This is a genomic window from Pseudomarimonas salicorniae (assembly GCF_023156535.1).
Lineage (GTDB): Bacteria > Pseudomonadota > Gammaproteobacteria > Xanthomonadales > Xanthomonadaceae > Pseudomarimonas > Pseudomarimonas salicorniae.
This window is the reverse complement of the sequence record NZ_JALNMH010000006.1, coordinates 64,980-89,397: the sequence shown is the minus strand read 5'-3', so window position 1 is coordinate 89,397 and position 24,418 is coordinate 64,980. Positions and strand designations below refer to the sequence as shown.

Annotated in this window: 28 protein-coding genes; 12 read left to right on the top strand and 16 right to left on the bottom strand. The window is 68.5% G+C overall.

Annotated elements, in window-relative coordinates:
• Positions 1-228 precede the first annotated feature (228 nt).
• The 4 genes from M0G41_RS08335 (at position 229) to M0G41_RS08320 (ending at position 3,575) form a co-directional block, all read left to right on the top strand.
• Complete coding sequence (locus tag M0G41_RS08335; RefSeq protein WP_248207703.1) at positions 229-1,011, top strand: MauE/DoxX family redox-associated membrane protein; 783 nt, start codon at positions 229-231, stop codon at positions 1,009-1,011.
• A gap of 124 nt (positions 1,012-1,135) precedes the next feature.
• Complete coding sequence (purM, locus tag M0G41_RS08330; protein ID WP_248208248.1) at positions 1,136-2,152, top strand: phosphoribosylformylglycinamidine cyclo-ligase; 1,017 nt, start codon at positions 1,136-1,138, stop codon at positions 2,150-2,152.
• Positions 2,149-2,850 (top strand): phosphoribosylglycinamide formyltransferase, encoded by a 702-nt coding sequence (purN, locus tag M0G41_RS08325; RefSeq protein WP_248207701.1) that lies wholly within the window; start codon positions 2,149-2,151, stop codon positions 2,848-2,850. The genes purM and purN overlap by 4 nt, the downstream gene beginning before the upstream one ends.
• A complete protein-coding gene (locus M0G41_RS08320; RefSeq protein WP_248207697.1) occupies positions 2,847-3,575 on the top strand; it encodes a DUF3108 domain-containing protein in 729 nt (242 codons plus the stop codon). Before purN ends, M0G41_RS08320 begins: the two co-directional genes overlap by 4 nt.
• 413 nt (positions 3,576-3,988) lie before the next feature.
• Here the strand turns inward: M0G41_RS08320 and M0G41_RS08315 are convergent, their stop codons facing one another.
• The 5 genes from M0G41_RS08315 to tsaD form a co-directional block, all read right to left on the bottom strand.
• Positions 3,989-5,185 carry a hypothetical protein gene (locus M0G41_RS08315; RefSeq protein ID WP_248207695.1) on the bottom strand — a complete coding sequence of 399 codons (1,197 nt, stop codon included), beginning with the start codon at positions 5,183-5,185 and terminating at the stop codon, positions 3,989-3,991.
• A gap of 392 nt (positions 5,186-5,577) precedes the next feature.
• Positions 5,578-6,090, bottom strand: a complete 513-nt coding sequence (folK, locus tag M0G41_RS08310; RefSeq protein ID WP_248207692.1) for a 2-amino-4-hydroxy-6-hydroxymethyldihydropteridine diphosphokinase — start codon at positions 6,088-6,090, stop codon at positions 5,578-5,580.
• Entirely contained in the window at positions 6,090-7,334 is a 1,245-nt protein-coding gene (locus M0G41_RS08305) for a mechanosensitive ion channel family protein (RefSeq protein WP_248207688.1), read from the bottom strand. The genes folK and M0G41_RS08305 overlap by 1 nt, the downstream gene beginning before the upstream one ends.
• Positions 7,334-7,693: a dihydroneopterin aldolase gene (folB, locus tag M0G41_RS08300; protein WP_248207685.1), complete on the bottom strand. Its 360-nt coding sequence runs from the start codon at positions 7,691-7,693 to the stop codon at positions 7,334-7,336. The genes M0G41_RS08305 and folB overlap by 1 nt, the downstream gene beginning before the upstream one ends.
• Before the next feature lie 106 nt (positions 7,694-7,799).
• Entirely contained in the window at positions 7,800-8,813 is a 1,014-nt protein-coding gene (tsaD, locus tag M0G41_RS08295) for a tRNA (adenosine(37)-N6)-threonylcarbamoyltransferase complex transferase subunit TsaD (RefSeq protein WP_248207683.1), read from the bottom strand.
• Positions 8,814-8,910: 97 nt separating this feature from the next.
• On the opposite strand from tsaD, the gene rpsU reads away from it, so the two are divergent.
• The 5 genes from rpsU (at position 8,911) to M0G41_RS08270 (ending at position 11,882) form a co-directional block, all read left to right on the top strand.
• Positions 8,911-9,126, top strand: a complete 216-nt coding sequence (gene rpsU, locus M0G41_RS08290) for a 30S ribosomal protein S21 (protein ID WP_137912178.1) — start codon at positions 8,911-8,913, stop codon at positions 9,124-9,126.
• 97 nt (positions 9,127-9,223) lie between these two features.
• Positions 9,224-9,670 carry a GatB/YqeY domain-containing protein gene (locus M0G41_RS08285; protein ID WP_248207681.1) on the top strand — a complete coding sequence of 149 codons (447 nt, stop codon included), beginning with the start codon at positions 9,224-9,226 and terminating at the stop codon, positions 9,668-9,670.
• A 571-nt stretch (positions 9,671-10,241) separates the two neighbouring features.
• Positions 10,242-10,892 (top strand): HvfX family Cu-binding RiPP maturation protein, encoded by a 651-nt coding sequence (locus M0G41_RS08280; RefSeq protein ID WP_248207678.1) that lies wholly within the window; start codon positions 10,242-10,244, stop codon positions 10,890-10,892.
• A 40-nt stretch (positions 10,893-10,932) separates the two neighbouring features.
• A complete protein-coding gene (gene rnt / locus M0G41_RS08275) occupies positions 10,933-11,592 on the top strand; it encodes a ribonuclease T (RefSeq protein ID WP_248207676.1) in 660 nt (219 codons plus the stop codon).
• 8 nt (positions 11,593-11,600) lie between these two features.
• A complete protein-coding gene (locus tag M0G41_RS08270; RefSeq protein WP_248207669.1) occupies positions 11,601-11,882 on the top strand; it encodes an FmdB family zinc ribbon protein in 282 nt (93 codons plus the stop codon).
• Here M0G41_RS08270 and M0G41_RS08265 read toward each other — a convergent pair.
• Together M0G41_RS08265 and M0G41_RS08260 are read right to left on the bottom strand one after the other, a co-directional pair.
• Complete coding sequence (locus M0G41_RS08265; RefSeq protein ID WP_248207667.1) at positions 11,866-12,723, bottom strand: phytanoyl-CoA dioxygenase family protein; 858 nt, start codon at positions 12,721-12,723, stop codon at positions 11,866-11,868. The genes M0G41_RS08270 and M0G41_RS08265 overlap by 17 nt on opposite strands.
• Positions 12,724-12,852: 129 nt before the next feature.
• The gene (locus tag M0G41_RS08260; protein WP_248207664.1) at positions 12,853-14,778 is read right to left on the bottom strand and encodes a vWA domain-containing protein; all 1,926 of its coding nucleotides are present in this window, start codon (positions 14,776-14,778) and stop codon (positions 12,853-12,855) included.
• A gap of 131 nt (positions 14,779-14,909) precedes the next feature.
• Here M0G41_RS08260 and M0G41_RS08255 point away from each other — a divergent pair, with 131 nt between their 5' ends.
• Entirely contained in the window at positions 14,910-15,413 is a 504-nt protein-coding gene (locus M0G41_RS08255) for a hypothetical protein (protein ID WP_248207661.1), read from the top strand.
• A 37-nt stretch (positions 15,414-15,450) separates the two neighbouring features.
• Positions 15,451-15,831, top strand: coding sequence for a glyoxalase superfamily protein (locus tag M0G41_RS08250; RefSeq protein WP_248207654.1), 381 nt, complete (start codon positions 15,451-15,453; stop codon positions 15,829-15,831).
• A 107-nt stretch (positions 15,832-15,938) separates the two neighbouring features.
• Here the strand turns inward: M0G41_RS08250 and cyoE are convergent, their stop codons facing one another.
• From cyoE to M0G41_RS08230, 4 genes are read right to left on the bottom strand one after another with little or no spacing between them, the layout of a single operon-like run.
• On the bottom strand, positions 15,939-16,853 hold the full coding sequence (cyoE, locus tag M0G41_RS08245; RefSeq protein ID WP_248207650.1) for a heme o synthase: 915 nt from the start codon (positions 16,851-16,853) through the stop codon (positions 15,939-15,941).
• A gap of 12 nt (positions 16,854-16,865) precedes the next feature.
• Complete coding sequence (locus M0G41_RS08240) at positions 16,866-18,008, bottom strand: COX15/CtaA family protein (RefSeq protein ID WP_248207641.1); 1,143 nt, start codon at positions 18,006-18,008, stop codon at positions 16,866-16,868.
• 38 nt (positions 18,009-18,046) lie between these two features.
• Positions 18,047-18,583, bottom strand: a complete 537-nt coding sequence (locus tag M0G41_RS08235; RefSeq protein ID WP_248207638.1) for a hypothetical protein — start codon at positions 18,581-18,583, stop codon at positions 18,047-18,049.
• A complete protein-coding gene (locus M0G41_RS08230; RefSeq protein WP_248207635.1) occupies positions 18,580-19,290 on the bottom strand; it encodes an SURF1 family protein in 711 nt (236 codons plus the stop codon). Before M0G41_RS08230 ends, M0G41_RS08235 begins: the two co-directional genes overlap by 4 nt.
• A gap of 66 nt (positions 19,291-19,356) precedes the next feature.
• Between M0G41_RS08230 and M0G41_RS08225 the strand changes: the two genes are divergently transcribed.
• On the top strand, positions 19,357-19,563 hold the full coding sequence (locus M0G41_RS08225; protein WP_425511240.1) for a twin transmembrane helix small protein: 207 nt from the start codon (positions 19,357-19,359) through the stop codon (positions 19,561-19,563).
• A 144-nt stretch (positions 19,564-19,707) separates the two neighbouring features.
• Here M0G41_RS08225 and M0G41_RS08220 read toward each other — a convergent pair whose 3' ends face one another.
• The 5 genes from M0G41_RS08220 to M0G41_RS08200 form a co-directional block, all read right to left on the bottom strand.
• Positions 19,708-20,580, bottom strand: coding sequence for a cytochrome c oxidase subunit 3 (locus M0G41_RS08220; RefSeq protein WP_248207628.1), 873 nt, complete (start codon positions 20,578-20,580; stop codon positions 19,708-19,710).
• 26 nt (positions 20,581-20,606) lie between these two features.
• On the bottom strand, positions 20,607-21,170 hold the full coding sequence (locus M0G41_RS08215; protein ID WP_248207624.1) for a cytochrome c oxidase assembly protein: 564 nt from the start codon (positions 21,168-21,170) through the stop codon (positions 20,607-20,609).
• A gap of 176 nt (positions 21,171-21,346) precedes the next feature.
• Entirely contained in the window at positions 21,347-22,957 is a 1,611-nt protein-coding gene (gene ctaD / locus M0G41_RS08210) for a cytochrome c oxidase subunit I (protein ID WP_248207623.1), read from the bottom strand.
• A gap of 28 nt (positions 22,958-22,985) precedes the next feature.
• Positions 22,986-23,870: a cytochrome c oxidase subunit II gene (gene coxB / locus M0G41_RS08205; RefSeq protein WP_248207614.1), complete on the bottom strand. Its 885-nt coding sequence runs from the start codon at positions 23,868-23,870 to the stop codon at positions 22,986-22,988.
• Between the two features lie 27 nt (positions 23,871-23,897).
• Positions 23,898-24,386, bottom strand: a complete 489-nt coding sequence (locus tag M0G41_RS08200; protein ID WP_248207611.1) for a DUF2244 domain-containing protein — start codon at positions 24,384-24,386, stop codon at positions 23,898-23,900.
• Between the last annotated feature and the right edge of the window lie 32 nt (positions 24,387-24,418).

The window sequence follows — 24,418 nt, the reverse complement described above, 5'->3', positions numbered from 1 at the left end:
CTTCCGGCAGCGGGTTCGCCGCGCATGGTGCCGGATGGGCGCGACCTCGTCCACGCGACCCGCCTCCCGTCGACCACTTCGCCCCCCGGTCTGGCCCCCCGGTCTGGCCCCCCCGGGCTGACCCCGGCCACGACGAACAGTCCACACCGGGGTGATCTAAACTCTAGGTAGGAGGCCGTCACAGGCAGTCCCGTTCCCCGTGGCCCTGCGCTCGGAAGGAGGTCCGTCATGCCGCCGCGTTACCTGGTGCCCGAACTGGCCGAGGGCTCCGCAGGCCAGGCCACGCTCTACCGGATGGCTACGCCCGACCACCTCTGCCCCTTCGGGCTGAAGGCCCTGCACCTGCTCCGCCGCCGCGGCTACCAGGTTGAGGACCACACCCTCGACAGCCGGGACGAGACCGACGCCTTCCAGCAGGAGCATGGCGTCGAGACCACCCCCCAGGTATTCATCGGCGGAGAGCGGATCGGCGGATACGACGACCTGCGCCGGCACTTCGGGCTGAAGGTCCGGGATCCCGAGGCTGAAGGCTACGGCCCGGTGGTGGCCCTGTTCTCGCTGGCCGGCCTCGGCGCACTGGCCCTGGCCTGGGCGGACGACGGACCCTTGCTGCAGCCGCGCACCCTCGCCTTCTTCGCCGCCCTGTCGATGCTCCTGCTCGCCCTGCAGAAGCTGCGCGACGTCGAGAGCTTCACCAATTCCTTCCTCGGCTACGACCTGCTGGCGCGGCGCTGGGTGCCCTACGCCTACCTCTACCCCTTCGCCGAGGCCGCCGCCGGACTGCTGATGCTGGCAGGCGACGTCCTTGCGACCCTGGCCGCGCCGATCGCCCTGTTCATCGGCGCGGTGGGCGCCTTTTCGGTGATCCGGGCGGTCTGGATCGAGGGCCGTGAACTGCGCTGCGCCTGCATGGGCGGCGATTCGCAGGTCCCGCTGGGGCCGGTCTCGCTGGCCGAGAACCTGCTGATGGTCGGCGCCGGACTGTGGATGCTGCCCGGCGGTCCCTGGTGAGCCCCTGAATCAGTCCAGTGACAAGGCCGTCCGTCGCCCGCCCCGGCGCCGCCCCCGTCACAGCGGTTAAACTTGGCGGCTTTCCCGCCGCCTGGATGCCGCCGTGAGCCAATCCCCCACGCCCATGACCTACCGCGACGCAGGCGTCGACATCGATGCCGGCAACAGCGTGGTCGAGCGGATCAAGCCGCTGGTCAAGCGCAGCTTCCGTCCCGAGGTGATGGGCGGGCTGGGCGGCTTCGGCGCCCTGTTCGACCTGTCGAACAAGTACAAGGAGCCGGTGCTGGTCTCCGGTACCGACGGCGTCGGCACCAAGCTCAAGCTGGCCCAGCAGCTCGGCCGCCACGACAGCATCGGTATCGACCTGGTCGCCATGTGCGTCAACGACGTGCTGGTCCAGGGCGCCGAGCCGCTGTTCTTCCTCGACTACTTCGCCACCGGCAAGCTCGATGTCGACACCACCGTGGCGGTGATCGGCGGGATTGCCAGGGGCTGCGAGGAGTCCGGCTGCGCCCTGATCGGCGGCGAGACCGCCGAGATGCCGGACATGTATCCGCCGGGCGAGTATGACCTCGCCGGCTTCTGCGTCGCCGCGGTGGAGAAGTCCAGGATCATCGACGGCAGTGCCATCCGCCAGGGCGACGTGGTGCTCGCCCTGCCCTCCTCCGGCCCGCACTCCAACGGCTATTCGCTGATCCGCCGCATTCTTGATCGCGCCGGCCGGCCGCTGGATCTCGACCTTGGCGGCGTCAGCCTGGCCGATGCGCTGATGGCACCGACCCGGCTCTACGTGAAGCCGATCCTCAAGCTGCTCGGCGAGCACGCCATCCCGGGCCTGGCCCACATCACCGGCGGCGGGCTCAGCGAGAACATCATCCGCGTGGTGCCCGACGGCCTGGGCCTCGATCTCGAGGCCAGCAGTATCGTCCTGCCGCCGGTCTTCGACTGGCTGCAGCGCGAGGGCGCGGTGGCCGATGCCGAGATGTGGCGCACCTTCAATTGCGGCATCGGCTTCACCCTGATCGTCCATCCGGACCAGGTCGCCGCGGTCAGCGCCTCCTGCGATGCGCTGGGCCTGCCGGCGCGGGCCATCGGCCAGGTGGTCGCCGCCGACGGCGACGAGCGCGTGCGCATCGGATGAGCGCCGCTGCCCGGGGCCCGGCAGGCGGGGCCCGGCCGTACCGCATCGCGGTGATGGCCTCGGGCCGGGGCAGCAATTTCCTCGCCCTGCATGCGGCCGCGAGCGAAGGGCGCCTGCCGGTGGAACTGGTGGGCGTGTTCTCCGACAAGGCCAGCGCGCCGGTGCTCGAGCGCGCGCGGGAACGCGGCGTGCCAGCGCAGTCCCTCTCGCCCAAGGACCACCCGGACCGCCTTCACTTCGACCTCGCCCTGCTGAACGCGGTGGCTGCGGTTCAGCCCGACCTCATCGTCTGTGCCGGATACATGCGCATCCTTGATGGACGGGCGCTGACGCCCTGGACCGGACGCATGATCAACATTCACCCTTCCCTGTTGCCCAGACACCGCGGCCTGCATACCCATCGCCGCGCACTGGAGGCCGGCGACGCCGAGCACGGCGCCAGCGTGCACCTGGTCACCGCTGAGCTGGACGGCGGACCGGTGATCGCCCAGGCCGTGGTGCCGGTGCTGGCCGGCGATGATGAGCAACGCCTTGCCGCCCGCGTGCTGGAGCGCGAGCATCCGCTGCTGATCGCCAGCGTCGATGCCCTGGCGCGCGGCGAGGTGGCCTGGCGGGACGAGCGGCTCTGGCACGGCGAATCGCCGCTCGGCGCCCCGCTGCGCCTGGATGCGTCCGGTGGACTGCGGAGGGCGGCATGATCCGCGCCCTGGTCCTGCTCACCCTGCTGCTTTCCGTGCCGGCCCTGGCCGCCCCGACGCAGGGCTTCCGCGCCGAGTACGAGGTGTTCATCGACGGCAAGGCCGCCGGCGAAAGCGTCATGGAGCTGGTGCCCGGCGAGAACGGCAGCTGGCAGCATCGGCTCAGCGCCACCGGCACCCGGGGACTGGCCAAGCTGGCCCGGTTCACCACCGAGCAGGTCGCCGACATCGACTGGCTGGACGGCCGGCCGCGGCTGCTCGGCGCGGAAATGACACAGCGCTCCCTGGTGAAGGACCGAGACCTCAAGGTGCGCGTGGACTGGGACCGCGGCACGATCCGCTGGACAGGGGACATCGAGAAGGACGAACCCGCCCAGCGGCCGATCGACGGCCGACCTTCGGTGGGCTCCAGCCTCAATCTGCAGCTGGCCTACGATGCGCGCGCGGCCAAGCCCGGAAAGCGCGTCGAGTACGTCCTCCACGACCGCGGCCGACGCCGGGCTCTCGACTACGTCGCGGGTGCGCCGGAGACCGTGCAGGTTCCGGCAGGTCGCTTCAGCGCGGTGCCCATGCGCGGAGAGCGCGTCGAGAAACAACGCGTAACCATCGCCTGGTACGACCCTGCCCTCCCGCCCACGCCGGTGCGCGTGCTGCAGACCGAGGAAGGCGAGGAGAAGTACGAGTTGAGGCTTCGCCGCATCGAGTCGCCCGCCTCCGGCCGCTAGCTCGGCCTGCAGGCCACGGCGAATGCGGAGTTGGAGCGCAAAGCAGACCTTCCGCAGAACCCGAGTGTAGGAGCCAGCTTGCTGGCGATAGGCGCCCCGGACGGGACGATCGCCAGCAAGCTGGCTCCTACACGCAACGGCGCTGCCAGGTCCGGTTTGCGCCCTTCTGTCGCGACCGTATCCCGCCCCCTTCGACCGCATTCTCGCCAGTCAACGAAGCCACATAGGGTGTGCCTTGGCGCACCGATACGGGTGTTCCGTCGGTACGCCCGGTGCAGCAAGCCGCAACCTATGAAGGTCTCTCTTGCGCCCTTTCCTGCGCTTGGCCCCTTCACGCACGCGGGGTGGGGCCACATCCCAACCTGTCTGGCTTCGCCGCTGCGCGTTTGAGGGGATGACCCGACGCCGACGACTCAGCGATACGGATCGTTCCGCTTGATCGCCTCCGGCAGATAACCCTCCGGCGGCCGCAGGGGAACGCCTGCCTCGCGCAGCGTGCGCTGCTGCAGGTCCCATTCGCTCTCGCCGCGGCGCATCGCCTGCGAGTACGCGACGGACCAGCCACCCGCCTCTTCAGCCTGCTGCCGATTGAGCAGATCGATGAATGCCTCGGTCTGCCAGAGCCCTTGCCGCATCGACTCCCGTGCGGGCTCCGGGTCTTCGCCGAGGGCCTGCAGGGCCTGCCACCAGAGCCTCGCGCCGAGTCGCTGTTCAATCGGCGCCTGCGGCTGCTCGGCCATCGCCCGACCGAGGCCAGCGCAGGCGCGCAGGCGCCGCTCGGACAGCCCGCGATGCGGATCGCACACGGGTGACAGCGCCGACATCAGAAGATTCGAGGTCGAGGAGAAGATCGCCGGCATGATCGGCATCAGCGCCGCCATCTCTGCCAGCACCTCGGCGGGCGCCGGCTCCACGGATGACTCGGGGCCGCGACCATCCTCCTCGACCCTCAGCAGCAGCGTGATCAGCTCGGGATCCGCCGCGATTGCGGACGAGGCCTCGGCCATGATCTGGCTGATCCGCGCCGCATGGGTGTCGAAGCCCTGCCGGCCCTCGGCCACCGCCTCGATACGGGCGTCGAGCAGCGCGTCGTCAGGCTGCCATGCCGGATCCCCCAGCTGCGCGGCCAGTACGGCCGGATTCAGCGGCTCCGCGGCAAGCAGGGCGTCAATCACCCGGCGTTTCACCGAAGGATCCTGATTGGCTCGCAGCAAGGCGAACAGATGGTGGGGGCCGATATCCGGCGCGTCCAGCAAGGCTTCTGTGGAAGCCCGCGCCCAGGCGTCCTTGGCCGGATCGCAGCGCATCAGCGGATCGTCGCCCTGGAACACGAGGCCATGCCGGGCCCATACCTGTCCGGAACAGTCGCCAAGCCAGTCCGTTGCGCCGACCGCGAAGCGCACCAGCTGGGCGTCCGCATCGTGGCGCAGCGCGATGCGGTCGAGCGCCCGGTCCAGATGCGCATCGGTCAGCCGATCCCACTCCGCTTGGTAGGGCCATTCGGCGTCGGCGGTGCCGTCGCGGTCAGCGGCCGGAGACGATCCGGCAGCAGCGAATACCCCGGCAATCATCAGGAGCAGGAAGTCGGGACACAGGGGGCGCAGGGGCATGATCGAGTCTCGCGGCCTGGAGTAGAGGTCACCGACGCCTAGGCGACAGGGCTGTGACATGGGGATCCAGCAGAAAGACATCACGAGCGCGCCCGACGGGACGCGCCCGAGGGGACCGGATGACTGCGCTGGGCGCGAAGAAGACATTCATAGGGTGCGGCTGGCCGCACCGGGCGTACCGACCGAACGCCCGTATCGGTGGCCAAGGCACACCCTATGGGGCTTCGCCGACGCCCAACGAAGCCCGACTGTGGGAGCGCACATGGGCGCGACCGCAGCGTGGCGTGTTCTACACAGACCGGGGCAAGAGCGAACTTCCGCGGTCGCGGCCATGTCCGCTCCTACGAAAAGCCTGCCCATCCGAGGCCGCGGCGAACGTCTTCTCTGCGCCCTCAGAGGCCGTTCGATCCTGCCGCCGCCAGCGCATCCCGCGGTTCGGGGCGCAGCTGGCCGTGCTCGGGATGGGCGCGCCACAGCTGGTCGAGGGTCTGGCCGCTGAGCGGCTCGACGAAGTCCGGGGCAATGTCGGCCAGCGGGCCGAGCACGAAGGCGTGCCTGAGTTCGCCGCGCGGGATCTCGAGATGGCCCTCGCCACGCAGGACCAGGTCGTCATAGAGGACGATGTCGATGTCCAGCGTGCGCGCGGAGAAACGTGGCACGTCGCGGCGGCGGCCGTGGGCGTCCTCCAGCCGGTGAAGCCATGCGTTCAGGGCCTGCGGATCCATCTGCGTCTCGATCAGCGCGCCGGCATTGAGGAAATCGTCGCCCTCGAAGCCGACCGCCGGCGTGCGGTAGTAGGGCGAGATCCGCAGCTCGCCAAAGCGTTCGCGCAGCGCCGCAACCGCGCTATCCAGATGGCGGTCGGGATCGATGTTCGAGCCCAGGCTCAGCAGGACGCTCGCCATCACTTCGCCTTGCCGAACACCCGGCGCAGGTCGGCCGAGCCCGGCTCCTGGAACAGCTGCAGGTCGAACTCGGGAAGGATCGACAGCAAGTGGTCGAAGAGGTCCGCCTGGATCGCCTCGTAGTCGGCCCAGGCCGTGGTGTTGGTGAAGCAGTACAGCTCCAGCGGCAGGCCGGTGGGCGTTGGCGCCAGCTGGCGGACCAGGATGGTCATGCCCTGATGGATCCGCGGGTGGTGGCGGATATAGGCCTCGCAGTAGGCGCGGAAGGAGCCGAGGTTGGTCAGCCGGCGGGTGTTGACCGCCTCCAGTCCGTCCTCGCGCAGCTGCTCGTTCCAGCGCTTGATCTCGCCGCGCTTGTGCTCGAGGTAGTCGCGGATCAGGGCGAAGCGGCCGAGACGGCCGATCTCGTCCTCGCGCAGGAAGCGCACCGAATGCTGGTCGATAAGCAGGGAGCGCTTGATCCGCCGGCCGCCCGACTCGCTCATCCCGCGCCAGTTACGGAAGCTCTCGCTGATCAGCCGGTAGGTCGGAATGCTGGTGATGGTCTTGTCGAAGTTCTGCACCTTGACCGTGTGCAGGGCGATGTCGATGACGTCGCCATCCGCGCCCAGCGAGGGCATCTGGATCCAGTCGCCCACCCGGAGCATGTCGTGGCTGGAGATCTGGATGCCGGCGACCAGGGACAGCAGGGTGTCGCGGAAAACCAGCAGCAGCACCGCGGTCAGCGCGCCAAGGCCGGAGAGCAGCAGCAGCGGTGAGCGCTCGATCAGCACCGCGACCATGATGATCGCGCTGAGCAGGTAGATGACCAGCTGGGCGACCTGGACATAGCCCTTGATCGGGCGGGCGCGGGCCTTTTCCGGCTGGCGCTGCTCGTAGAGCGCGTTGATCGTGCCGAGCAGGTTGGCCAGCGCCAGGGCCAGGGTCAGCACCATGTAGGCCAGGGCCACGTTGCGGCAGACCCGAACCACCCCGTCGGCCACGCCGGGCACCGCGTCGATGCCGAGGTAGATGACCAGGGCGGGCACCACATGGGCCAGCCGGCGGATCACGCCGCGGTCGAGCAGGGCATCGTCCCAGGTCGCCTGACTGGCGCGCACCAGCCGGTTGAGCACGCGCAGCAGGACGCGCCGGGTGATGAAGTCGGCCAGCCAGGCCGCGATCAGCAGGAAGGAGAGCCCCAGCCAGGTGCGCAGCCAGGGCGACTCTGTGCTGTCCCAGAGGGCCTGCAGCGATTCGATCATCAGTCCTGCCCGCGGCCGCGTTCGATCATCACGCCGACGGCGATGGCACCGCGCACCGCGCCGGGCTTGCTCAGCTTCAGCCGGACATGCTGCACGGAGAACTCGCGAAGGATGATCTCGGCGCAGCGCTCGGCCAGGGTCTCGACCAGGCCGAAGCTGGACTCGGACACGTACTGGATCAGCCGCTTGCTGACCGCCTTGTAGTCGAGGGTGTCGCCAATGTCATCGGTGGCTGCCGGCACCCGGTTGTCGAAGGCCATTTCGATGTCGAAGCGCAGGGGCTGGCGGATGCGCCGCTCCCAGTCGTAGATGCCGATCAGCGCCTCGATCTCGAGGCCTTCGATGAATACCTTGTCCATGCGGGATGCGGGTCCGTTCCTGTTGGGGCGGCCGGCCGCCGGGGCCGAAGCGGGCGCCATGGTAGCGACTCGGATGTCGCAGGCACCGTGAGGACGTCGCGACCGATCAGAGTGCCGGCAGGGTAGCCATGTCCCAGCGCGGATGCACGCCGATCGCCTCCGGCTCGTGCTGGCCGGCGGAGATCCGCAGCGCGCCGGCAAAGGCGATCATCGCCCCGTTGTCGGTGCAGAAAGCCGGCCGCGGGAAGCAGACCCGCACGCCGGTGCGCTCCGACAGCGCGGCGAGCCGGGCCCGCAGGTCGAGGTTGGCGCCGACGCCGCCGGCAACCACCAGGGTGCGTGCCCCCGAGTCGCGCAGCGCCCGTTCGCTCTTGATGGCGAGGGTCTCGACCACCGCCTCCTGGAAGGCGCGGGCGATGTCGCAGCGGGTCTGCCCGCTCTGGTCGCTGTCCTGCCAGGCCAGCAGCACCTGCGTCTTCAGTCCGGAAAAGCTGAAGTCCAGCCCGGGTCGATCGGTCATCGGCCGCGAGAAGCGGAAGCGCCCGGCCACCCCGCGCTCGGCGATCCGCGCCAGCTCCGGTCCGCCCGGATAGGGCAATCCCATCATCTTGGCCGTCTTGTCGAAGGCCTCGCCCGCGGCGTCATCGAGGGTTTGTCCGAGCAGTCGGTAGCATCCGATCGCGTCGACCTGCATCAGCTGGGTGTGACCGCCCGAAACCAGCAGCGCGACGAAGGGCGGCTCGGGCGGGTCGGCCTCGAGCAGCGGGGCCAGCAGGTGGCCCTCCATGTGGTGCACGCCCACCGCCGGCACCCCCAGCGCCCAGGCCATGGCCCGGCCCGCAGCGGCGCCGACCAGAAGCGCCCCGACCAGGCCAGGGCCGGCGGTATAGGCCACACCCGAGATATCGGGCCGGCTCATCCCGGCCTCGGCCAGGCATTCGTCGACCAGCGGCCAGAGCTTGCGCACATGGTCGCGGCTGGCCAGCTCCGGGACTACGCCGCCGTACTCGGCATGCAGGGCGACCTGGCTGTACAGGCGGTGCGCCAGCAACCCGCGGCGGGCGTCGTAGAGGGCGACGCCGGTCTCGTCACAGGAGGTTTCGATGCCGAGAATGGCCACGGGAAACGCTTTCAGCCTTGCAGGGAAAAAACAAGCCCGCTATCATACGCGGCTTCCCCGCACCCCGGGGACATCAGCGATCAACCCCGGAGACATCATGCCCAGCGTCAAAGTCCGCGAAAACGAGCCTTTTGAGTTTGCCCTCCGTCGCTTCAAGCGCACCTGCGAAAAGGCCGGCGTCCTCGCCGAGACCCGCAAGCGCGAGTTCTACGAGAAGCCGACCCAGGAGCGCAAGCGCAAGGCCGCCGCGGCTGTGAAGCGGCACCTCCGTCGCGTCTCGCGCGACGTGACCAAGCGCCAGCGCCTCTACTGATCGCCGCTGTCCCCCAGAAAGCCGGCCGCGCCTCGCGCCGCCGGCTTTTTGTGTTTGTGCGGCAGATTGATCCACCAGCATCACACGGAGATTCGCCATGAGCCTGCGCCAACAGCTGACCGACGACATGAAGGCCGCGATGAAGAGCGGCGACAAGCAGCGCCTGTCGGTGATCCGCCTGATCAATGCAGCGATCAAGCAGCGTGAGGTGGACGAGCGCATCGAGATCACCGATACCGTGGTCCTGGCGGTGCTGGAGAAGATGCAGAAGCAGCGCAAGGACTCGATCAGCCAGTACGAGGCGGCCGGCCGCGAGGACCTGGCCGAGGTCGAGCGCTACGAGATGGGCGTGATCCAGGCCTACCTGCCCGCGCAGATGGGCGAGGCCGAGCTTGACGCCGCCATCGCCAAAGCCATCGCCGAATCCGGCGCCACCGGCCCCGCCGACATGGGCAAGGTCATGGGCGTGCTCAAGCCCGCCATCGCCGGCAAGGCCGACATGGGTCAGGCCTCGGCCCGGGTCAAGGCCGCGCTCAGCCGCTAGGGCCCGGCCCGAGAGGCCGATCCGGGCGCGAAGCAGACATTCATAGGGTGCGGCTTGCCGCACCGGGCGTACCGTCCGAGCGCCCATATCGGTGCGCCAAGGCACACCCTATAGGCCTTCGCCGCTCCCCAACGGTGCCCGACTGTGGGAGTGCCCTTGGGCGCGACCGCGGCGCTACAGATTCACCTCAGACCGCGGCCAGAGCGAAACCCCGCGGTGGCGCCCAAGGGGGCTCCCACAATTTGACTGCGGCAAGGTCTGCTTTGCGGAGCAAACCGGACCTGGCAGCGCCGTTTCGTGTGTAGGAGCCAGCTTGCTGGCGATAGTCGCCCCGGATGGGACGATCGCCAGCAAGCTGGCTCCTACATTCGGGTGTTGTGGAATGTCTTCTTCGCGCCCCTACCCGCCCCCCGCCTGCGACGGGTTAAGCTTTCCGCCAGCGCGGGGGCGCTTGGGGTTTCCGACGAACGGCAGGGGATGCCGCGCACCGTTTCACCCCCTTCTCGCCACTTGTCATCGAGGGCCGCGCCCGCGCGGCGATCGACTTCGCAACGAGAGGATCCGAAACGTCATGAGCGCACCGACCACGATCTACCACGCCATCGCCAGCCGACTGGAGGGCCTCGGGGAATGGCTCGCGCCGCTGGGGCTGCGCCTGATCCTCGCCTGGGAATTCTGGGAGGCGGGCCGCGAGAAGTTCACCGGCAGCAACTGGTTCATGAACATCGAGGACCAGTTTCCTTTTCCGTTCAACGTCGTGCCCTCGGACCTCAGCTGGGCCATGGCGACATGGTTCGAGCTGATCGGCGCCGTAGCCCTGCTGATTGGACTGGCGACGCGCTTCTTCGCGTTCTCGCTGCTGGTCCTCACCATCGTCGCCACGGCGGCGGTGCACTGGCCCTCGGACTGGCAGAGCGTGGCCGACCTGCTGATGGGCTATGCCATCTCGGACAAGGGCCACGGCAACTACAAGCTTCCGCTGATCTTCTTCGTCATGCTGCTGCCCCTGGTCCTGACCGGGCCCGGCAAACTGAGCCTCGATGCCCTGCTGCATCGGCTCTCGGGCGTCGGCAGTCCGCAGGCCGTGCTGGATGGCTACGCCGCCGGTGGCGCCCTGCTGGCGCTTGGACTTCCGCTCTCGATGCTGTTGCCGACGATCGGCTTTGCCATGGCCGGCGCCGGCGTGCTTCTGCTGGGGCTTTCCTGGCGCTATTCAGGCTGAGGGCAGGCTGGCCACGGAGGCGGCTGCTATCCTTCCCCGGATGGGCAGCTTCCTCACTTCCGGCCGCATGGCCGAGCGCTTCCGTGGCTTTCTTCCGGTGATCGTCGATGTCGAGACGGGCGGCTTCGACTGCAGCCGCCACGCGCTGCTCGAGATCGCCGTCTGCCCGATCGAGATGCGCGAGGACGGCAGCATCTATCCCGGCGAGATTACCTCGACCCACGTCGATCCCTACCCGGGATCGCAGATCGACCCCAAGGCCCTTGAGGTCACCGGCATCGATGTTGATCATCCGTTCCGTGGCGCCCTGCCCGAACGCGAGGCGCTGAACCACGTCTTCCTGCCGGTGCGCCAGGCGCTGCGCCGCCATGAATGCCAGCGGGCGATCCTGGTCGGGCACAACGCCTCGTTCGACCTCGGCTTCCTCAACGCTGCCGTCGCCCGGACCCAGCACAAGCGCAACCCGTTCCATCCGTTCAGCACCTTCGACACGGTCAGCCTGGCCGGACTGGCCGTCGGCCAGACCGTGCTGTCGCGCGCGGTGCAGGCGATCGGGCTCGACTGGTCGGGCGACGACGCCCACTCGGCGGTCTACGACACCGAGCGTACCGCCCAGCTGTTCTGCCACATCACCAATCGTTGGCGCGCGCTGGCCATCGGCGAGGCTGCGCCCTCCGCCGAGCCGGCCGGCGCAGCCTAGGTTTCGATATGCCGATCTACACCTACCGATCCACCGGAACCGGCTGCGCTCACTGCCGCGAAGGCTTCGACACGCTGCAGAAGCTGAGCGATGCGGAGCTCAACGCCTGCCCCGAGTGCGGGGCTGCCGTGCGCAAACAGCTCTCGGCGCCGGCCCTGGCCATTGGTGGTGCGCACCTGCTGAGCGAGAAGCGGATCGGCGAGAAGGGCTTCACCCAGTACCGCAAGATTGGCAAGGGCGTATACGAGAAGACTGCCGGCAAGGGGCCCGACATCATCCAGGGGGACTGATCTGCTCGGCGGGATAGAAGCCGGTGGAGAAGCGCGCCCGCTGCTCCGCGGCAGGCGCGAGGCGTCCCGCGCCCTCCTGCAGGTAGCGCGGGCTGACATTGGCCGCGCAGTAGTGGGCGACCAGGCTGCGCCTTGAGCGCACGGCCCCCACCATCGGAGCGCTGCCGTGGACCAGGGCGCCGTCCCAGATGATCGCGTCGCCCGGGCGGGCATGGAAGCGCCGTGCCGAGAGTCCGCGTTGGTGGCACTCAAGGGACAGGAAGTCGACGTAGCGCTGATGGGCGGTCCCGTCGTCGAGCGGCGGAGTGAACCAGGTGCGGCCTTCACCGAAGGCATAAGCCGGAATGCGATGGCTGCCCGGCACGTACTCCAACTCGCCCTGCCCCGGGCCGACCGGCTCCAGCGCCAACCACACCGCCATCAGCGAGCGGTTCGGGCTCAGCGCCAGATAGGCGTCGTCACGATGGCGCACCGCGCGCGGGCTGTCCTCGAAGGACTGGCTCTGGAACAGCAGCGGCGCGGTTCCGTAGACCGCCGACAGGCAGCCGACGATGCGTGGGTGCAGCAGGGCGCGGCGCACAGGGGGCAGTGACCAGTGCGGATCCAGCAGGCGCACGCCGGGCAGGCTGCGCAGGTCGGCGCGGGCCGGGACGTTCGTCGCGTCGGGGGGCAGCGAGGCGATGGCACCGAGGCTGTCGTCGACCCAGGCGCGGTCGATCGCCTCGCGCAGGGCATCCACCTCATCCGGGTCGAGCAGGCCCCTCAGGATCACCGCCCCGTCCCGGCGCAGGCGGCGCGCAGCCGCCCGTGCCGACAGCCCCGCCGCCAGCGCTCTCAACATATCGATCTGCCATGCCGCAAGGCGGCCCGCTGGGCCCGCCACCCTGGCGAGCCCGTGAGCCACTAGACAGGCTGTTTCCCCGAAAGTTCCGGCGGACGGCTGCGCCGCGGCGACCGGTGGGGCCTTGGTTCAGCTTCCAGCGGAGAGGCGGGTCTCCCGGCCGGCAGCGACCTCGACCGACTGGCGCTGGCCGGCGACCTCGACCTCGTAGCGCCCCACTGGCAGTTCCAGCGACGCGCCACCGACGAATCCGGCACCGACCCGCCGGCCATCGCGGAGGACCACGAAGGGCAGCCGCACGGCCTGGCGCACGCCGGCGGCCAGGGCGGCGCCGTCGCGGGCGGAAAAATAGGCGCCTCCGCCCAACTCGGCCCAGCGCGCGAATTCCCGCTCCAGGGCATGCTCATCGACTGCGAAACCGACCACGTTGAGCACCACCTGGAAGCCCTGCTGGCGAAGCCCGGCAATGGCCGCCGCGGGATCGCCGTCGCAGGTTTCCTCGCCGTCGGTGACCAGCACGACCACGGCCCTGCCCTCCACCCCGGCGAGGTCTTCGGCCACCGCGGCCAGCGAGTCGGCAATCGGCGTGCGGGCGAGGTTCCTGGCCTCGATGCCGGCGATCTGCCGGCGCATCGCCGTCCGGTCCAGCGCTGCCAGTGGACTCAGCAGCTCGGTGTCGCAAGCGTCCGGTTTGCGGTGCCCGAACACCCGCAGGGCCACCTTGCTCGCGTCCGGCAGACCGTCGGCGACCAGGGTGTCGAGGGCTTCGCGAGCCAGCTCGATCCGGCGTCGGCCGTCGAGCCTCTGCAGCATGCTGCCCGAGGCGTCGAGGATCAGGGCCACGGTCAGCGCCCCGCCGCCGTCGGCCGCCGTCCCGACCCCGTCGGGGGCAGCCAGGACCTTCAGGCTGCCCCGGGCGTCCCCGGGCACGACCCTGATCGGCTGCGAGGCCAGTGAGCGATCCTCTCGGGCGGTGAGGTAGTGCAGGCGGTACTCGCCGGGCTCGGCCGGGGCGCGCAGCGGCAACGGGCTGCCGCGCCGGGTGTAGCTGTAGGTCAGGTAGCGCGACGGATCGTCGACCCGGGTCACGGCCACGTAGTCGCCTTCGTTGTCCGGCCCACTGAAGAGCACTTCGAACTCCGAGTCTGCCTCGACCTCGGCAGGCGCCTGCAAAGACGCCTGCGTGGCGCCCACGGTAAGCGGAGCCCGGGCAAGGACGCGGCTGCTGTCGGCCACCAGGTAGCGGACCTCGTAGCGGCCCGGGGTCTCGGGCACCGGCAGCTGCACCGGGTTGTCCCTGGTATAGCCGTATGCGCCGTAGTCCGACTCCGCTGCGTCGACTGCAACGATGGTCAGGAAGTCGCGCGGATTGCCGGGGCCGCGCCACGACACTTCGATGCGTCCGCCGGCCTCGACGCTGGCCGGGAAGTCGAGGGCGGTCTCGACGTCGCCCACCACCAGCGGTTGGCTGGCCAGCGTCAGGTAGCGGGTGCCGGACAGGAAACGGATCTCGTAGGCACCCGGCTGCACCGGCGCCGCGAGGCTGACTTCACCGCTGCCTTCACCCTTGGCGTACTGGTAGGCCTCGTAGCTGCCCTCCGCGGCATCGGCCGGCACGATGGTGATGAACTCCCGCGAAGACGATGGGCCGCGCCAGCGCACGGTCACCGGCGCTCCGATCGCCGACGTCGCGGCGGCTTCCAGGCTGGCCTCGGGCCGCACTAGGGAGATCGGTCTGCGGGCAAGCGTCGGATACGGTGAGTCGGGCCCCAGCAGGCGCAACTCCCAGTTGCCGGGCTGATCCGGAACCAGGAGCTCTACGGCCTCGGGCTGGTAGTAGGTGTAGGCGTCATAGCTGCCCTCGCCGGCATCGACAGCGACCACGCTGAAGAAACTGCGCTCGGGCACCGCGCCGCTCGCGGACACCTCGATCAGGGTGTCGACCGGGGCGTTCTGCGGCGCACTGAGCACGATCTCGCCACGCGCCGCCGGTACCACGCAACTCATGAGCAGCAGCAGCGGAACAAGGCGTCGCGGACTGAGGGCAGAAAGCATGGGATCTCCTCGAAGGTTCAATCGGATCAGCGGAAGGGAGGCTCCCGACCACGCACCCTGACCAAGGACGCATGCGAAGCGGGCGCCGGTGCCCTACGCTACGGCGGAATCCGTTTCCAGGGAAATCCCGGATGCACTCTTCCGAGGCCGAGGACGCACGGGGCGCCGGCCAGCTGGTGTCCGACCTGCTGCGCTTCCAGGTGAAACTGCTGGTGGACGCGGCGCGGGACCTGATCCTGGTGCCGCTGACCCTGGGCGCGGCCGTGCTCGACCTGCTGCTCTCGCACCGGCGCAAGCCGCGTTACTTCTATGCCCTGCTGGCGCTGGGCGAACGCAGCGAGCGGCTGATCGACCTCTGGGCGGTGCTCTATGAACGGATGGGCCCGGCCCCAGGCAATGTCGACCAGGTCATGGACCAGATCGAGTCGGCGATCCGCGACCCGCAGCAGGGCAAACGCCGCGCCCGGGTGCTGCGCCGTTGGCTGGAGCGCCGCATCCGCCGCGAGGCGGCGCAGCGCCTCGGCCCGCGCCACGGCGGGGCGGCTCCAGCCGCGCCTCCGCAAGAGGATTCCGGGCAGTCGGACGCCGCGGAGCAGGCGACGCCTCGCCCTGCCCCTGATGCAGGCCGTGACTGAGCCTCCAGTTCTCCTTCCTGACGCCTGACATCCGCGCATGCCGACGGCCACCGTCATCCCCATCCTGCGCAGCTTCGACGAGGCCCGAACGCGGGCCTTCTACCTCGACTTCCTCGGCTTCCGGGTCGACTGGGAGCATCGCTTCGAAGCGGACCTGCCCCTGTACATGCAGGTCTCCCGCGGAGCCATCGTGCTGCATCTCAGCGAGCATCATGGCGATGCCACGCCGGGCAGCGCGGTGCGCATCCTGTTCGAGGACCTGCCGGCGCTGGCCGAAGAGCTGAAATCGCGACGCCATTCCAACGCGCGTCCGGAGATCCAGCTCCAGCCCTGGGGCTGCGCGGAGCTGCAGGTGATAGACCCTGCCGGCAACCGCCTGGTCTTCTACCGGTTAACCGAGGACCAGGGCGAGGACTGAGCAGGTCAGTCGAGCGGGCTCGACTCTACCAGGCGCTGCTTCCACGCGTGGAGGCGAGCCTGCCCGCCTGGGCGTCGCGGTATGGCCAGCCGGGAGGGCGGGGGCGCCTAGGGGTCGGGCTGGAACTCGATGACCGCCGCCGGCTGGGCCTGGACCGGCGGGGCGATGTAGTGGTCGATCAGCAGGAAGGCGAACAGGGCCATCAGGTAGATGATCGAATAGTTGAACACTTCCATCGCGAAGCGCTCGCCGGGCGGCTTCATCAGGCGGATCGCGTAGTACAGGAAGCCGGCACCGAGGATCACCGCGCCACCAAGGTAGAACAGCCCGCTCATCCGGGTCAGCCAGGGCAACAGGGTCACGATGACCAGCAGGATGGTGTAGGCCAGCACGTGCCAGCGGGTGTACTCGACGCCGTGGGTCACCGGCAGCATCGGCACCTGGGCCCGCGAGTAGTCCTCGCGGCGGTAGATGGCCAGCGCCCAGAAATGCGGCGGGGTCCAGACGAAGATGATCAGCACCAGCAGCAGCGCATGCGGGTGCAGCTCGCCGGTCACCGCGGTCCAGCCCAGCGCCGGGGGCGCGGCGCCGGCAAGACCGCCGATGACGATGTTCTGCGGCGTGGCGCGCTTGAGCCAGCCGGTGTAGACAATGGCATAGCCGATCAGCGAGCCGAAGGTGAGCCAGGCGGTCAGCGCATTGACCTGCCAGACCAGCAGGCCCATCGACAGGGCACCGAGGATGATGGCGAAGACCAGCACCTGATGCGGGCGCAGCGAGCCGGTCGGCAGTGGCCGGTGCTGGGTGCGGGCCATGACCGCGTCGATGCGCTGGTCGATGAGGTGATTGATTGCCGCCGCCGAAGCCGCCGCCAGCCAGATGCCGAGGCTTCCGAAGACCAGCGCGCGCCAGGGCGGGATGCCCGGCACCGCCAGCAGCATGCCGACCACCGCGGTGAACACGATCAGCGCCACCACGCGCGGTTTGGTCAGCTGCCAGTACTGGTCGGCGGTCAGGCTCATGGGGCTAAGGACTCAGGCGGCGCGCGGCGAGCGCAGACGGGCCAGCAGGCTGACCAGCAGGAACAGCATCAGCGCGGCACCGGCCAGATGCGCGGTCGCCACCGCCAGCGGCAGTCCGAACACGATGTTACTGATTCCGAGGGCGATCTGTCCTGCCAGCACGACGCCGAGGCCCGCCCCCCAGCCGGCGAGGCCCGGCGTGCGCATCATTCGCCAGATCAACACGCCAAGGTGGCCGAGCACCAGCAGGGCGAACAGCCGGTGGCTGAGATGGATGGCATTGCGCGCGGCGCCGTCCAGCACTCCGCCCTCGTAGTCAACACCGATACCGCGCCAGAGCACGAAACCCTCGGCGAAATCGGTCTCCGGCCACCACTGCCCCGAACAGGTCGGGAAGTCGGTGCCGCAGGCCAGCGAGGCATAGTTCGCCGTGGTCCAGCCCCCCAGCGCGATCTGCGCCGCGACCAGCGCCAGGCCGACGATCACCAGCCGGCGCAGGCGGTCGGCCCCGCCCGCCACCATCTCGTGGCGGGGCGTGGCCCGCCACGCTGTCCAGACCAGCAGCGAAAGCATGGTCAGCCCGCCGAGAAGGTGAGCCATCACCACCACCGGTTTCAGCAGCCAGGTGACGGTCCACAGGCCGAGCGTGGCCTGGACGATGATCACCGCCAGCATGATCACGCCGATCCGGGCGAAGTCGCTGTTGTCCCAGCGCCAGGCGGCGCGGATCAGGATCAGCTCGCCGAGCAGCGTCAGCACTGCCGATGCTGCGTAATGCTGTTTCATGTACAGCGGAATCGACACCGCGACCAGGGCGCAGGCGCCGAGCACCTGCAGCAGGCCACGCTGGCGCAGGCGGGCCGACATCGCGGCAAGTCCGAGCACCAGCAGGCCGAGCAGCGCGGCGATATGGCGGTGGAACTGCTCGCGCCAGGCCTTGCCCACCTCCACCGCTCGCTGGGGAAAGGCCTCGTTGGCCACCGCGATCTCCTCGACGTGTTTCGGCCAGGTCGCCTTGCCGTAACAGGTCGGCCAGTCGGGGCAGGACAGCCCGGCGTGGGACAGGCGGACGAACCCGCCGAAGACGATCACGCAGGCGGCGAGCAGCACGGCAGCCCAGGCGAGACGGTGATAGTGGCGATGGGGGGTATTCACGAAGGCGTTTCCGCTTGCTTGTGGTTGACTCGAATCGACTACTTGATCAGCCGGGAAAGGTCCTTGCGCAGGCCGTTGGGGTCGAAACCCTCGGCGTGGCGCATGACCAGGAACCCGTGCGGGTCGACCAGGAAGACCTGCACGCGCGTTTCGGGCTGGAGGCGCAGGGGCGCGGGCAGCTCGCCGGCCAGGCGCAGCGCCGGGAACGGCAGCTCGGTGCCGGGGGCGCTGCCAAGCACGAAGGGATGCAGCCGCCCGGCGTGCCGGGCCAGCGCGATACGCACATTGGGCAGCACTTCGAGGGTCGCGCGGCATTCGGCCTCGCATCGGGCCGGCAGCTGGGCCAGCAGCGTCCACTCGTGCTCGGTGTTCTCGAAGGTCCACGCCGTGCCGTCGTCGCCCCGGGTTGCGCTGATCTCGTGCATGGGCAGCGGCGGCTGCAGCAGCTCGCCGATGTTGCGGGTCTGGGGCGGCTGCCAGCCGCCGAAGCGCAGGAACACGGCGACCAGGAAGGGGGTCAGGAAGGCTGCGGCAACCAGCAGCAGGGTCAGTCGCGAGCGGCGTGGGTTCGTCACCGGGGGCGTCTCCGCAGGGTCAGGACGGTGGCCACGACCAGCGTGGCGAAGGCCAGGCCCCACCACTGCAGGGCATAGCCGAAGTGTTTCTCCGCCGGAAGGGTATTCGGCAGTGCGTCGAGATCGCGCGCAAAGGCAGCCCCATCGCGCGGCGCGAGCCGCAGCAGGCCATCGACCAGATCAACCCCGGCGTCGGCGGCCAGCCTCTCGCGCTCGAGCCGCAGTAGCAGGGTCGGCTGCCCGGCGGCAGCGAACCCGGATTCGCCGAGAGCGATACCCTGCCCCGGCCAGGGCACCAACAGCCCGTCGGCGGGCTCCTGACGCGGCAGGGGCGGCATGTCAGGCAGGCCGCGGGCGCGGTCGAAGGGCAGCCAGCCAGCATCCACGAGCAGGCCCCGATCATCGCCCACGGAGGCGATGAAATAGGCGCGCAAGCCCACCTCCGATCCACGCCGCGCATTGTCGAGCAGCAGCCAGCGTCCGCCGTCCAGCGCATCGATGCGTCCGGTAACCGGCTGCGGGCGCTCGACGACCTCAGCCCGCCGCCAGGGCAGCAGCGTCTCGGGCGGCGCCTCGAGTGCGCTGTCCCAGGCCTCGAGGAACGCGGTCTTGGCGACGCCGCGGCCGTACTGCCAGGCACCCAGGGCGCCGAAAAGACAGGCCAGCAGCAGGGCGAAGACCCAGCCGAGGAGCAGAGCCGGCCTCACCGTCCTTCTCGCCCCACTCGCGTCGGCACGCCCATAATGCGGGTTTCAACCTCCCTGGCCCGCATCATGAAAACCCTGGTCATCGTCGCATTCCTGCTCGTCATCCTCTACAACCTGGGGGCGGGCCTGTACTACATGCTGGTCGACAAGGGCACGACCAACCGCACCGTCAATGCGCTCACCAAGCGCATCGCGCTGTCCGTGGTGCTGATCCTGCTCGTCCTGCTCGGCATTGCCACCGGCATCATCGAGCCGCACGGCGTCCAGCCCTAGGCATTCCGGCGGAACGCCGCCCGAAGCAGACTCGGGGCCCGCTGCCAGAAAACGCTTCGGGCCGGTCTCCCGGCCCGAAGAAGCTGCTAGGTCAGGGGCTCCGGGCCACGCCGAAGCAAGGCCGCGGCGCCCGAGTCGCGGGGCTTACAAAACGTAGACGAACAGGAACAGGCCGAGCCAGACCACGTCGACGAAGTGCCAGTACCAGGCCACCGCTTCGAAACCGAAATGGTTGTCCTTGGTGAAGTGGCCCTTGAGACAGCGGAACCAGATCACCGTCAGCATGATGGCACCCAGGGTCACGTGCATGCCGTGGAAGCCGGTAAGCATGAAGAAGGTCGAGCCATAGATGCCCGACGACAGAGTCAGGTTGAGATCCTGGTAGGCGTGGATGTACTCAACCGCCTGGAAGTACAGGAAGACGCTGCCGAGTACGACGGTCGCGGCCAGCCAGAACAGCAAGGAGGTGCGCTTGCCGGCACGCAGGGCGTGATGGGCGATGGTGATGGTCACGCCCGAAGCGAGCAGCAGCAGGGTGTTCAGCAGCGGCAGACCGTAGGCCGGGATCAGCTCGAACTGACCGCCCACTCCCGCCGGACCATTGGTCGGCCAGGCGCCATCGAAGCCCTGCCACAGCAGGGAATGCGTGGCCGCGCCGTCACCCTCGCCACCCAGCCAGGGCACCGAAAGCGCGCGAGCGTAGAACAGCGCGCCGAAGAAGGCGGCGAAGAACATCACCTCGGAGAAGATGAACCAGATCATGCCCATCCGGAACGAGGTGTCGACCTGCTTGTTGTAGTAGCCCTTGATCGACTCGCTGATCACGTTGCCGAACCAGCCGAACAGCATGTAGATGAGGATCGCCATGCCGGCGAACATCATCCACTGGCCCCAGCCGGCGCCATTGATCCAGGAGGCGGCACCGACGACGGTGGTGCACAGGCCGACCGAGCCGACCAGCGGCCAGTGGCTGTGATGCGGCACGTAATAGATGTTGGCGTCGTGGGTCTGGGCCATGGAGTTCCCCGGGGAAGGTCGTTGATTCAGTGGCTGCCTGCCAGCGTGCCCGCCTGTTCGCGGACGCGCCGGGTGGCGAGATCGTTATTGTAGAACGTATAGGAAAGCGTGAGCGTCTGGGTCTTGCCGGGCAGGGCCGGGTCGACGACGAAGCGCACCGGCATGGCGCGCTCCTCGCCCGGCGCCAGCAGCTGCTCGGTGAAGCAGAAGCACTCGGTCTTGTTGAAATAGATCGCCGCCGAGCTCGGCGCCACCGAGGGCACGGCCTGGCCGACGATCGGCTTGTCGGAGTCGTTGCGCGCGTAGAAGATCGCCTCGGTCAGCACGCCCGGATTGACCTTCATCGACGGCACTTCGTAACGGAAGCTCCAGGGCAGCTTGGAGTTCACGCTGGTGTCGAACTCGACCACCACCTCGCGGGAGAGGTCGGCCTCGAAGCCGCGCACCTCGGCCGGCCCTTCCTCGAAGCGGATGCCGAACAATTTCTCGCAGGCGATCCGGTAGATCGGCACCAGCGCGAAGGCAAGCGTGAACGCCGCCAGGCTGGCGAAGGCGGCACGACGCAGGACGTGGCGAGAAGTGGGGCTCATCGCGGACCGGTAGCTCCGAGATAGATGAACAGGGCGTACACGCCCAGGGCGATGCCAGCCACCCACCATGCCGTGCGCCTTGCGGCGGCTCGGCGGGCTTCCGGGGAGTCGGGGGCGTTCAACAGCATGGCTTCCTTGGGCCGACCTCCCGCCGCGGCGGGAGGTCGTGCGGACCCTTAGTGGGTGACGTCACCGTGGGCCAAGTCCTGGTCACGGATCACCGGCGGGGTGGTGAAGGTGTGGTGCGGGGCCGGCGAAGGCACGGTCCACTCCAGGCCGCGAGCACCTTCCCAGACGCGATCGGACGCCTTCTGGCCACCCTTCACGCACTTCCAGACGATGTAGCAGAAGAAGATCTGGGCGAAGCCGAAGGCGAAGCCGCCGATCGAGGACCACATGTTGAAGTCGGCGAAGGCGACGTTGTAGTCCGGGATGCGGCGCGGCATGCCGGCCAGGCCAAGGAAGTGCTGCGGGAAGAACAGCAGGTTGACCGAGATGGTCGACCACCAGAAATGGATCTTGCCGAGGCGCTCGTCGTACATGTGCCCGGTCCACTTCGGCAGCCAGTAGTAGGCCGCCGCCATGATCGAGAACACGGCGCCGGTGACCAGCACGTAGTGGAAGTGGGCGACCACGAAATAGGTGTCGTGGTACTGGTAGTCGGCCGGCGTGATCGCCAGCATCAGGCCCGAGAAGCCGCCGATGGTGAACATGATCACGAAGCCGACCGCGAACAGCATCGGCGTCTCGAAGCTCATCGAGCTCTTCCACATGGTCGAGACCCAGTTGAACACCTTCACCCCGGTGGGGATGGCGATCAGCATGGTCGCGTACATGAAGAACAGCTTGCCGCCCAGCGGCATGCCCACGGTGAACATGTGGTGGGCCCAGACGATGAAGCTCAGGAAGGCGATCGAGGCGGTCGCGTAGACCATCGCTTGGTAGCCGAACAGAGGCTTTCGGGAGAAGGTCGGAATGATCTCGCTGACGATGCCGAAGGCCGGCAGGATCATGATGTAGACCTCGGGGTGCCCGAAGAACCAGAAGATGTGCTGGAACAGCACCGGGTCACCGCCGCCGGCGGCGCTGAAGAAGCTGGTGCCGAAGAACTTGTCGGTCAGCAGCATGGTGACCGCGCCGGCCAGCACCGGCATCACTGCGATCAGCAGGAAGGCGGTGATCAGCCAGGTCCAGACGAAGACCGGCATCTTCAGCAGGTCCATGCCCGGAGCGCGCATGTTGAGGATGGTGGCGATGATGTTGATCGCGCCCATGATCGAGCTGATGCCCATCAGGTGGACGGCGAACACCGCGAAGGCCACGTTCGAGCCGCCCTGCAGCACCAGCGGCGGATACAGCGTCCAGCCCGCGGCGGGGGCGCCGCCCGGCATGAACAGGGTGGCCAGCAGCATGGAGAAGGCGAACGGCAGGATCCAGAAGGACCAGTTGTTCATGCGCGGCAGCGCCATGTCCGGCGCGCCGACCATCAGCGGAATCATCCAGTTGGCAAGGCCGACGAAGGCCGGCATGACCGCACCAAACACCATGATCAGCGCGTGCATGGTGGTCATCTGGTTGAAGAATTCCGGATTGACCAGCTGCAGACCGGGCTGGAACAGCTCGGCGCGGATCACCAGCGCCATGGCGCCGCCGATCAGGAACATGGTCAACGAGAACAGCAGGTACAGCGTACCGATGTCCTTGTGGTTGGTGGCCAGGAACCAGCGCTGGAAGAAGCTCGGCGCGTGGTGGTGGTCGTCGTGGTGTGCGGCGTGCTCGGTTGCCATGTCTGCCTGCCTCTAAAGTTGTCTCGGATCAGCCCTTGGAGGGCGCGGGAGCGGCGGCCTGCGCGGTACGCGCGGCTTCGTCGCGGGCGGCCGTCTCGGCCGCGAGGTAGGTCTGGAACTCGGACGGCGGGACCGCCTTCACGACGATCGGCATGAACCCGTGGTCCTTGCCGCACAGCTCGGCGCACTGGCCGCGATAGACGCCGGGTTCGTTGATCTCGGTCCAGGCCTCGTTGACAAAGCCGGGCACGGCATCCTGCTTCCAGCCCAGGGCAGGCACCCACCAGGCGTGGATGACGTCATCCGCGGTGATCACGAAGCGGATCTTGGTGTTGGTCGGCAGAACCAGGGCCTTGTCGACGTCGAGCAGGTAGTTCGGGTTGGCGTCGAGGGTCGGGTTCTCGCCCGAACCCAGCTGGCGGATGCGGTCGCTGTCCAGGTCAAGACGCGAAACGAAGTTGACCGGAGTCGACTCGCCCTTGTAGTTGAGGATCTCGTAGCGCCACATCCACTGGTAGCCGGTGACCTTGACAGTCATCTCGGCGCCGGTGACGTCATCGAACTTGAACAGGGTCTTGGTGGCGGGAACCGCCATGCCGACCAGGATCAGGATCGGCACCACGGTCCAGATGATCTCGGCCGTGGTGTTGTGGCTCCATTTGGCGGCCACCGCGCCTTTCGATTTCCGGAAGCGGATCATCGCGATGATCATCGCGCCGAACACGATGATGCCAATCACCACGCAGATGCCGAAGATCAGCATGTGCAGGGAATGCACTTCGGCGGCCATGTCGGTCGCGCCGGTGGTCATGTTGAGCTGGAACCGCTCGGGATTGGCCGCACCGGCCAGACCCGCCATGCCCAACGCCGCAAGGGCCGCGGCCCTGAGAACGCCCTTTCCTGCAGCCTTCATTCGATCAACTCCACCACATCGCATGATTCAGAATTCCTGCCGCGCCGGCATGCCGCCGCGGGCCTGTCCCAGCGCCTGGTCCAGCGCCCTTGCCAGCGCGACCCGTTCGCCTTCGACCAGCCAGCTGCCCACTTCCACCCGGCAACCGGCCGAACATATCCGCACACGCCCGGCCGAAGTATCGACGCGGACCCAGGCCGGGTGCGCATCGAACAGATCGACCAGCTCCGGAAGGCGGCGCACGCGGACGTGATCGCAACCCACCGCTATCAACTCGGCGCGGGAGCAGCGGCGCCAGACCAAGGCCAGGCAGCCGGCAAACACCGCGGCGTTGAGCAGCGCGAAAAGCGGCGCGAAGGCATTGCCCTGCAGCCAGCTCAGCACGCTGATCATCGACACCACGCCCGCGTAGCCGAGCGCAACGCCCCTCACCTGGCGCAGGGAAAGCGATCGGTTGGGACGGATGACGATCCGAGCCTCTCCCGACGGGCCTGCGGCGGCGAAGTTCTCGATCATGGCGAGAAGCCCTGTCGACCAGCGCTACGACC

Excerpts from the sequence above, each read along its gene's own strand:
- M0G41_RS08320 (WP_248207697.1), top strand. The coding sequence starts at position 2,847 with ATGATCCGCGCCCTGGTCCTGCTCACCCTGCTGCTTTCCGTGCCGGCC.
- M0G41_RS08270 (WP_248207669.1), top strand. The coding sequence starts at position 11,601 with ATGCCGATCTACACCTACCGATCCACCGGAACCGGCTGCGCTCACTGC.
- coxB (WP_248207614.1), bottom strand. The coding sequence starts at position 23,870 with ATGAAGGCTGCAGGAAAGGGCGTTCTCAGGGCCGCGGCCCTTGCGGCG.
- ctaD (WP_248207623.1), bottom strand. The coding sequence starts at position 22,957 with ATGGCAACCGAGCACGCCGCACACCACGACGACCACCACCACGCGCCG.
- M0G41_RS08265 (WP_248207667.1), bottom strand. The coding sequence starts at position 12,723 with ATGTTGAGAGCGCTGGCGGCGGGGCTGTCGGCACGGGCGGCTGCGCGC.
- M0G41_RS08315 (WP_248207695.1), bottom strand. The coding sequence starts at position 5,185 with ATGCCCCTGCGCCCCCTGTGTCCCGACTTCCTGCTCCTGATGATTGCC.
- M0G41_RS08335 (WP_248207703.1), top strand. The coding sequence starts at position 229 with ATGCCGCCGCGTTACCTGGTGCCCGAACTGGCCGAGGGCTCCGCAGGC.
- M0G41_RS08255 (WP_248207661.1), top strand. The coding sequence starts at position 14,910 with ATGCACTCTTCCGAGGCCGAGGACGCACGGGGCGCCGGCCAGCTGGTG.
- cyoE (WP_248207650.1), bottom strand. The coding sequence starts at position 16,853 with ATGAGCCTGACCGCCGACCAGTACTGGCAGCTGACCAAACCGCGCGTG.
- M0G41_RS08285 (WP_248207681.1), top strand. The coding sequence starts at position 9,224 with ATGAGCCTGCGCCAACAGCTGACCGACGACATGAAGGCCGCGATGAAG.
- M0G41_RS08260 (WP_248207664.1), bottom strand. The coding sequence starts at position 14,778 with ATGCTTTCTGCCCTCAGTCCGCGACGCCTTGTTCCGCTGCTGCTGCTC.
- M0G41_RS08305 (WP_248207688.1), bottom strand. The coding sequence starts at position 7,334 with ATGATCGAATCGCTGCAGGCCCTCTGGGACAGCACAGAGTCGCCCTGG.
- M0G41_RS08280 (WP_248207678.1), top strand. The coding sequence starts at position 10,242 with ATGAGCGCACCGACCACGATCTACCACGCCATCGCCAGCCGACTGGAG.
- M0G41_RS08200 (WP_248207611.1), bottom strand. The coding sequence starts at position 24,386 with ATGATCGAGAACTTCGCCGCCGCAGGCCCGTCGGGAGAGGCTCGGATC.
- M0G41_RS08225 (WP_425511240.1), top strand. The coding sequence starts at position 19,357 with ATGAAAACCCTGGTCATCGTCGCATTCCTGCTCGTCATCCTCTACAAC.
- purN (WP_248207701.1), top strand. The coding sequence starts at position 2,149 with ATGAGCGCCGCTGCCCGGGGCCCGGCAGGCGGGGCCCGGCCGTACCGC.
- folB (WP_248207685.1), bottom strand. The coding sequence starts at position 7,693 with ATGGACAAGGTATTCATCGAAGGCCTCGAGATCGAGGCGCTGATCGGC.
- purM (WP_248208248.1), top strand. The coding sequence starts at position 1,136 with ATGACCTACCGCGACGCAGGCGTCGACATCGATGCCGGCAACAGCGTG.
- M0G41_RS08250 (WP_248207654.1), top strand. The coding sequence starts at position 15,451 with ATGCCGACGGCCACCGTCATCCCCATCCTGCGCAGCTTCGACGAGGCC.
- folK (WP_248207692.1), bottom strand. The coding sequence starts at position 6,090 with ATGGCGAGCGTCCTGCTGAGCCTGGGCTCGAACATCGATCCCGACCGC.
- rnt (WP_248207676.1), top strand. The coding sequence starts at position 10,933 with ATGGGCAGCTTCCTCACTTCCGGCCGCATGGCCGAGCGCTTCCGTGGC.
- M0G41_RS08215 (WP_248207624.1), bottom strand. The coding sequence starts at position 21,170 with ATGAGCCCCACTTCTCGCCACGTCCTGCGTCGTGCCGCCTTCGCCAGC.
- M0G41_RS08220 (WP_248207628.1), bottom strand. The coding sequence starts at position 20,580 with ATGGCCCAGACCCACGACGCCAACATCTATTACGTGCCGCATCACAGC.
- rpsU (WP_137912178.1), top strand. The coding sequence starts at position 8,911 with ATGCCCAGCGTCAAAGTCCGCGAAAACGAGCCTTTTGAGTTTGCCCTC.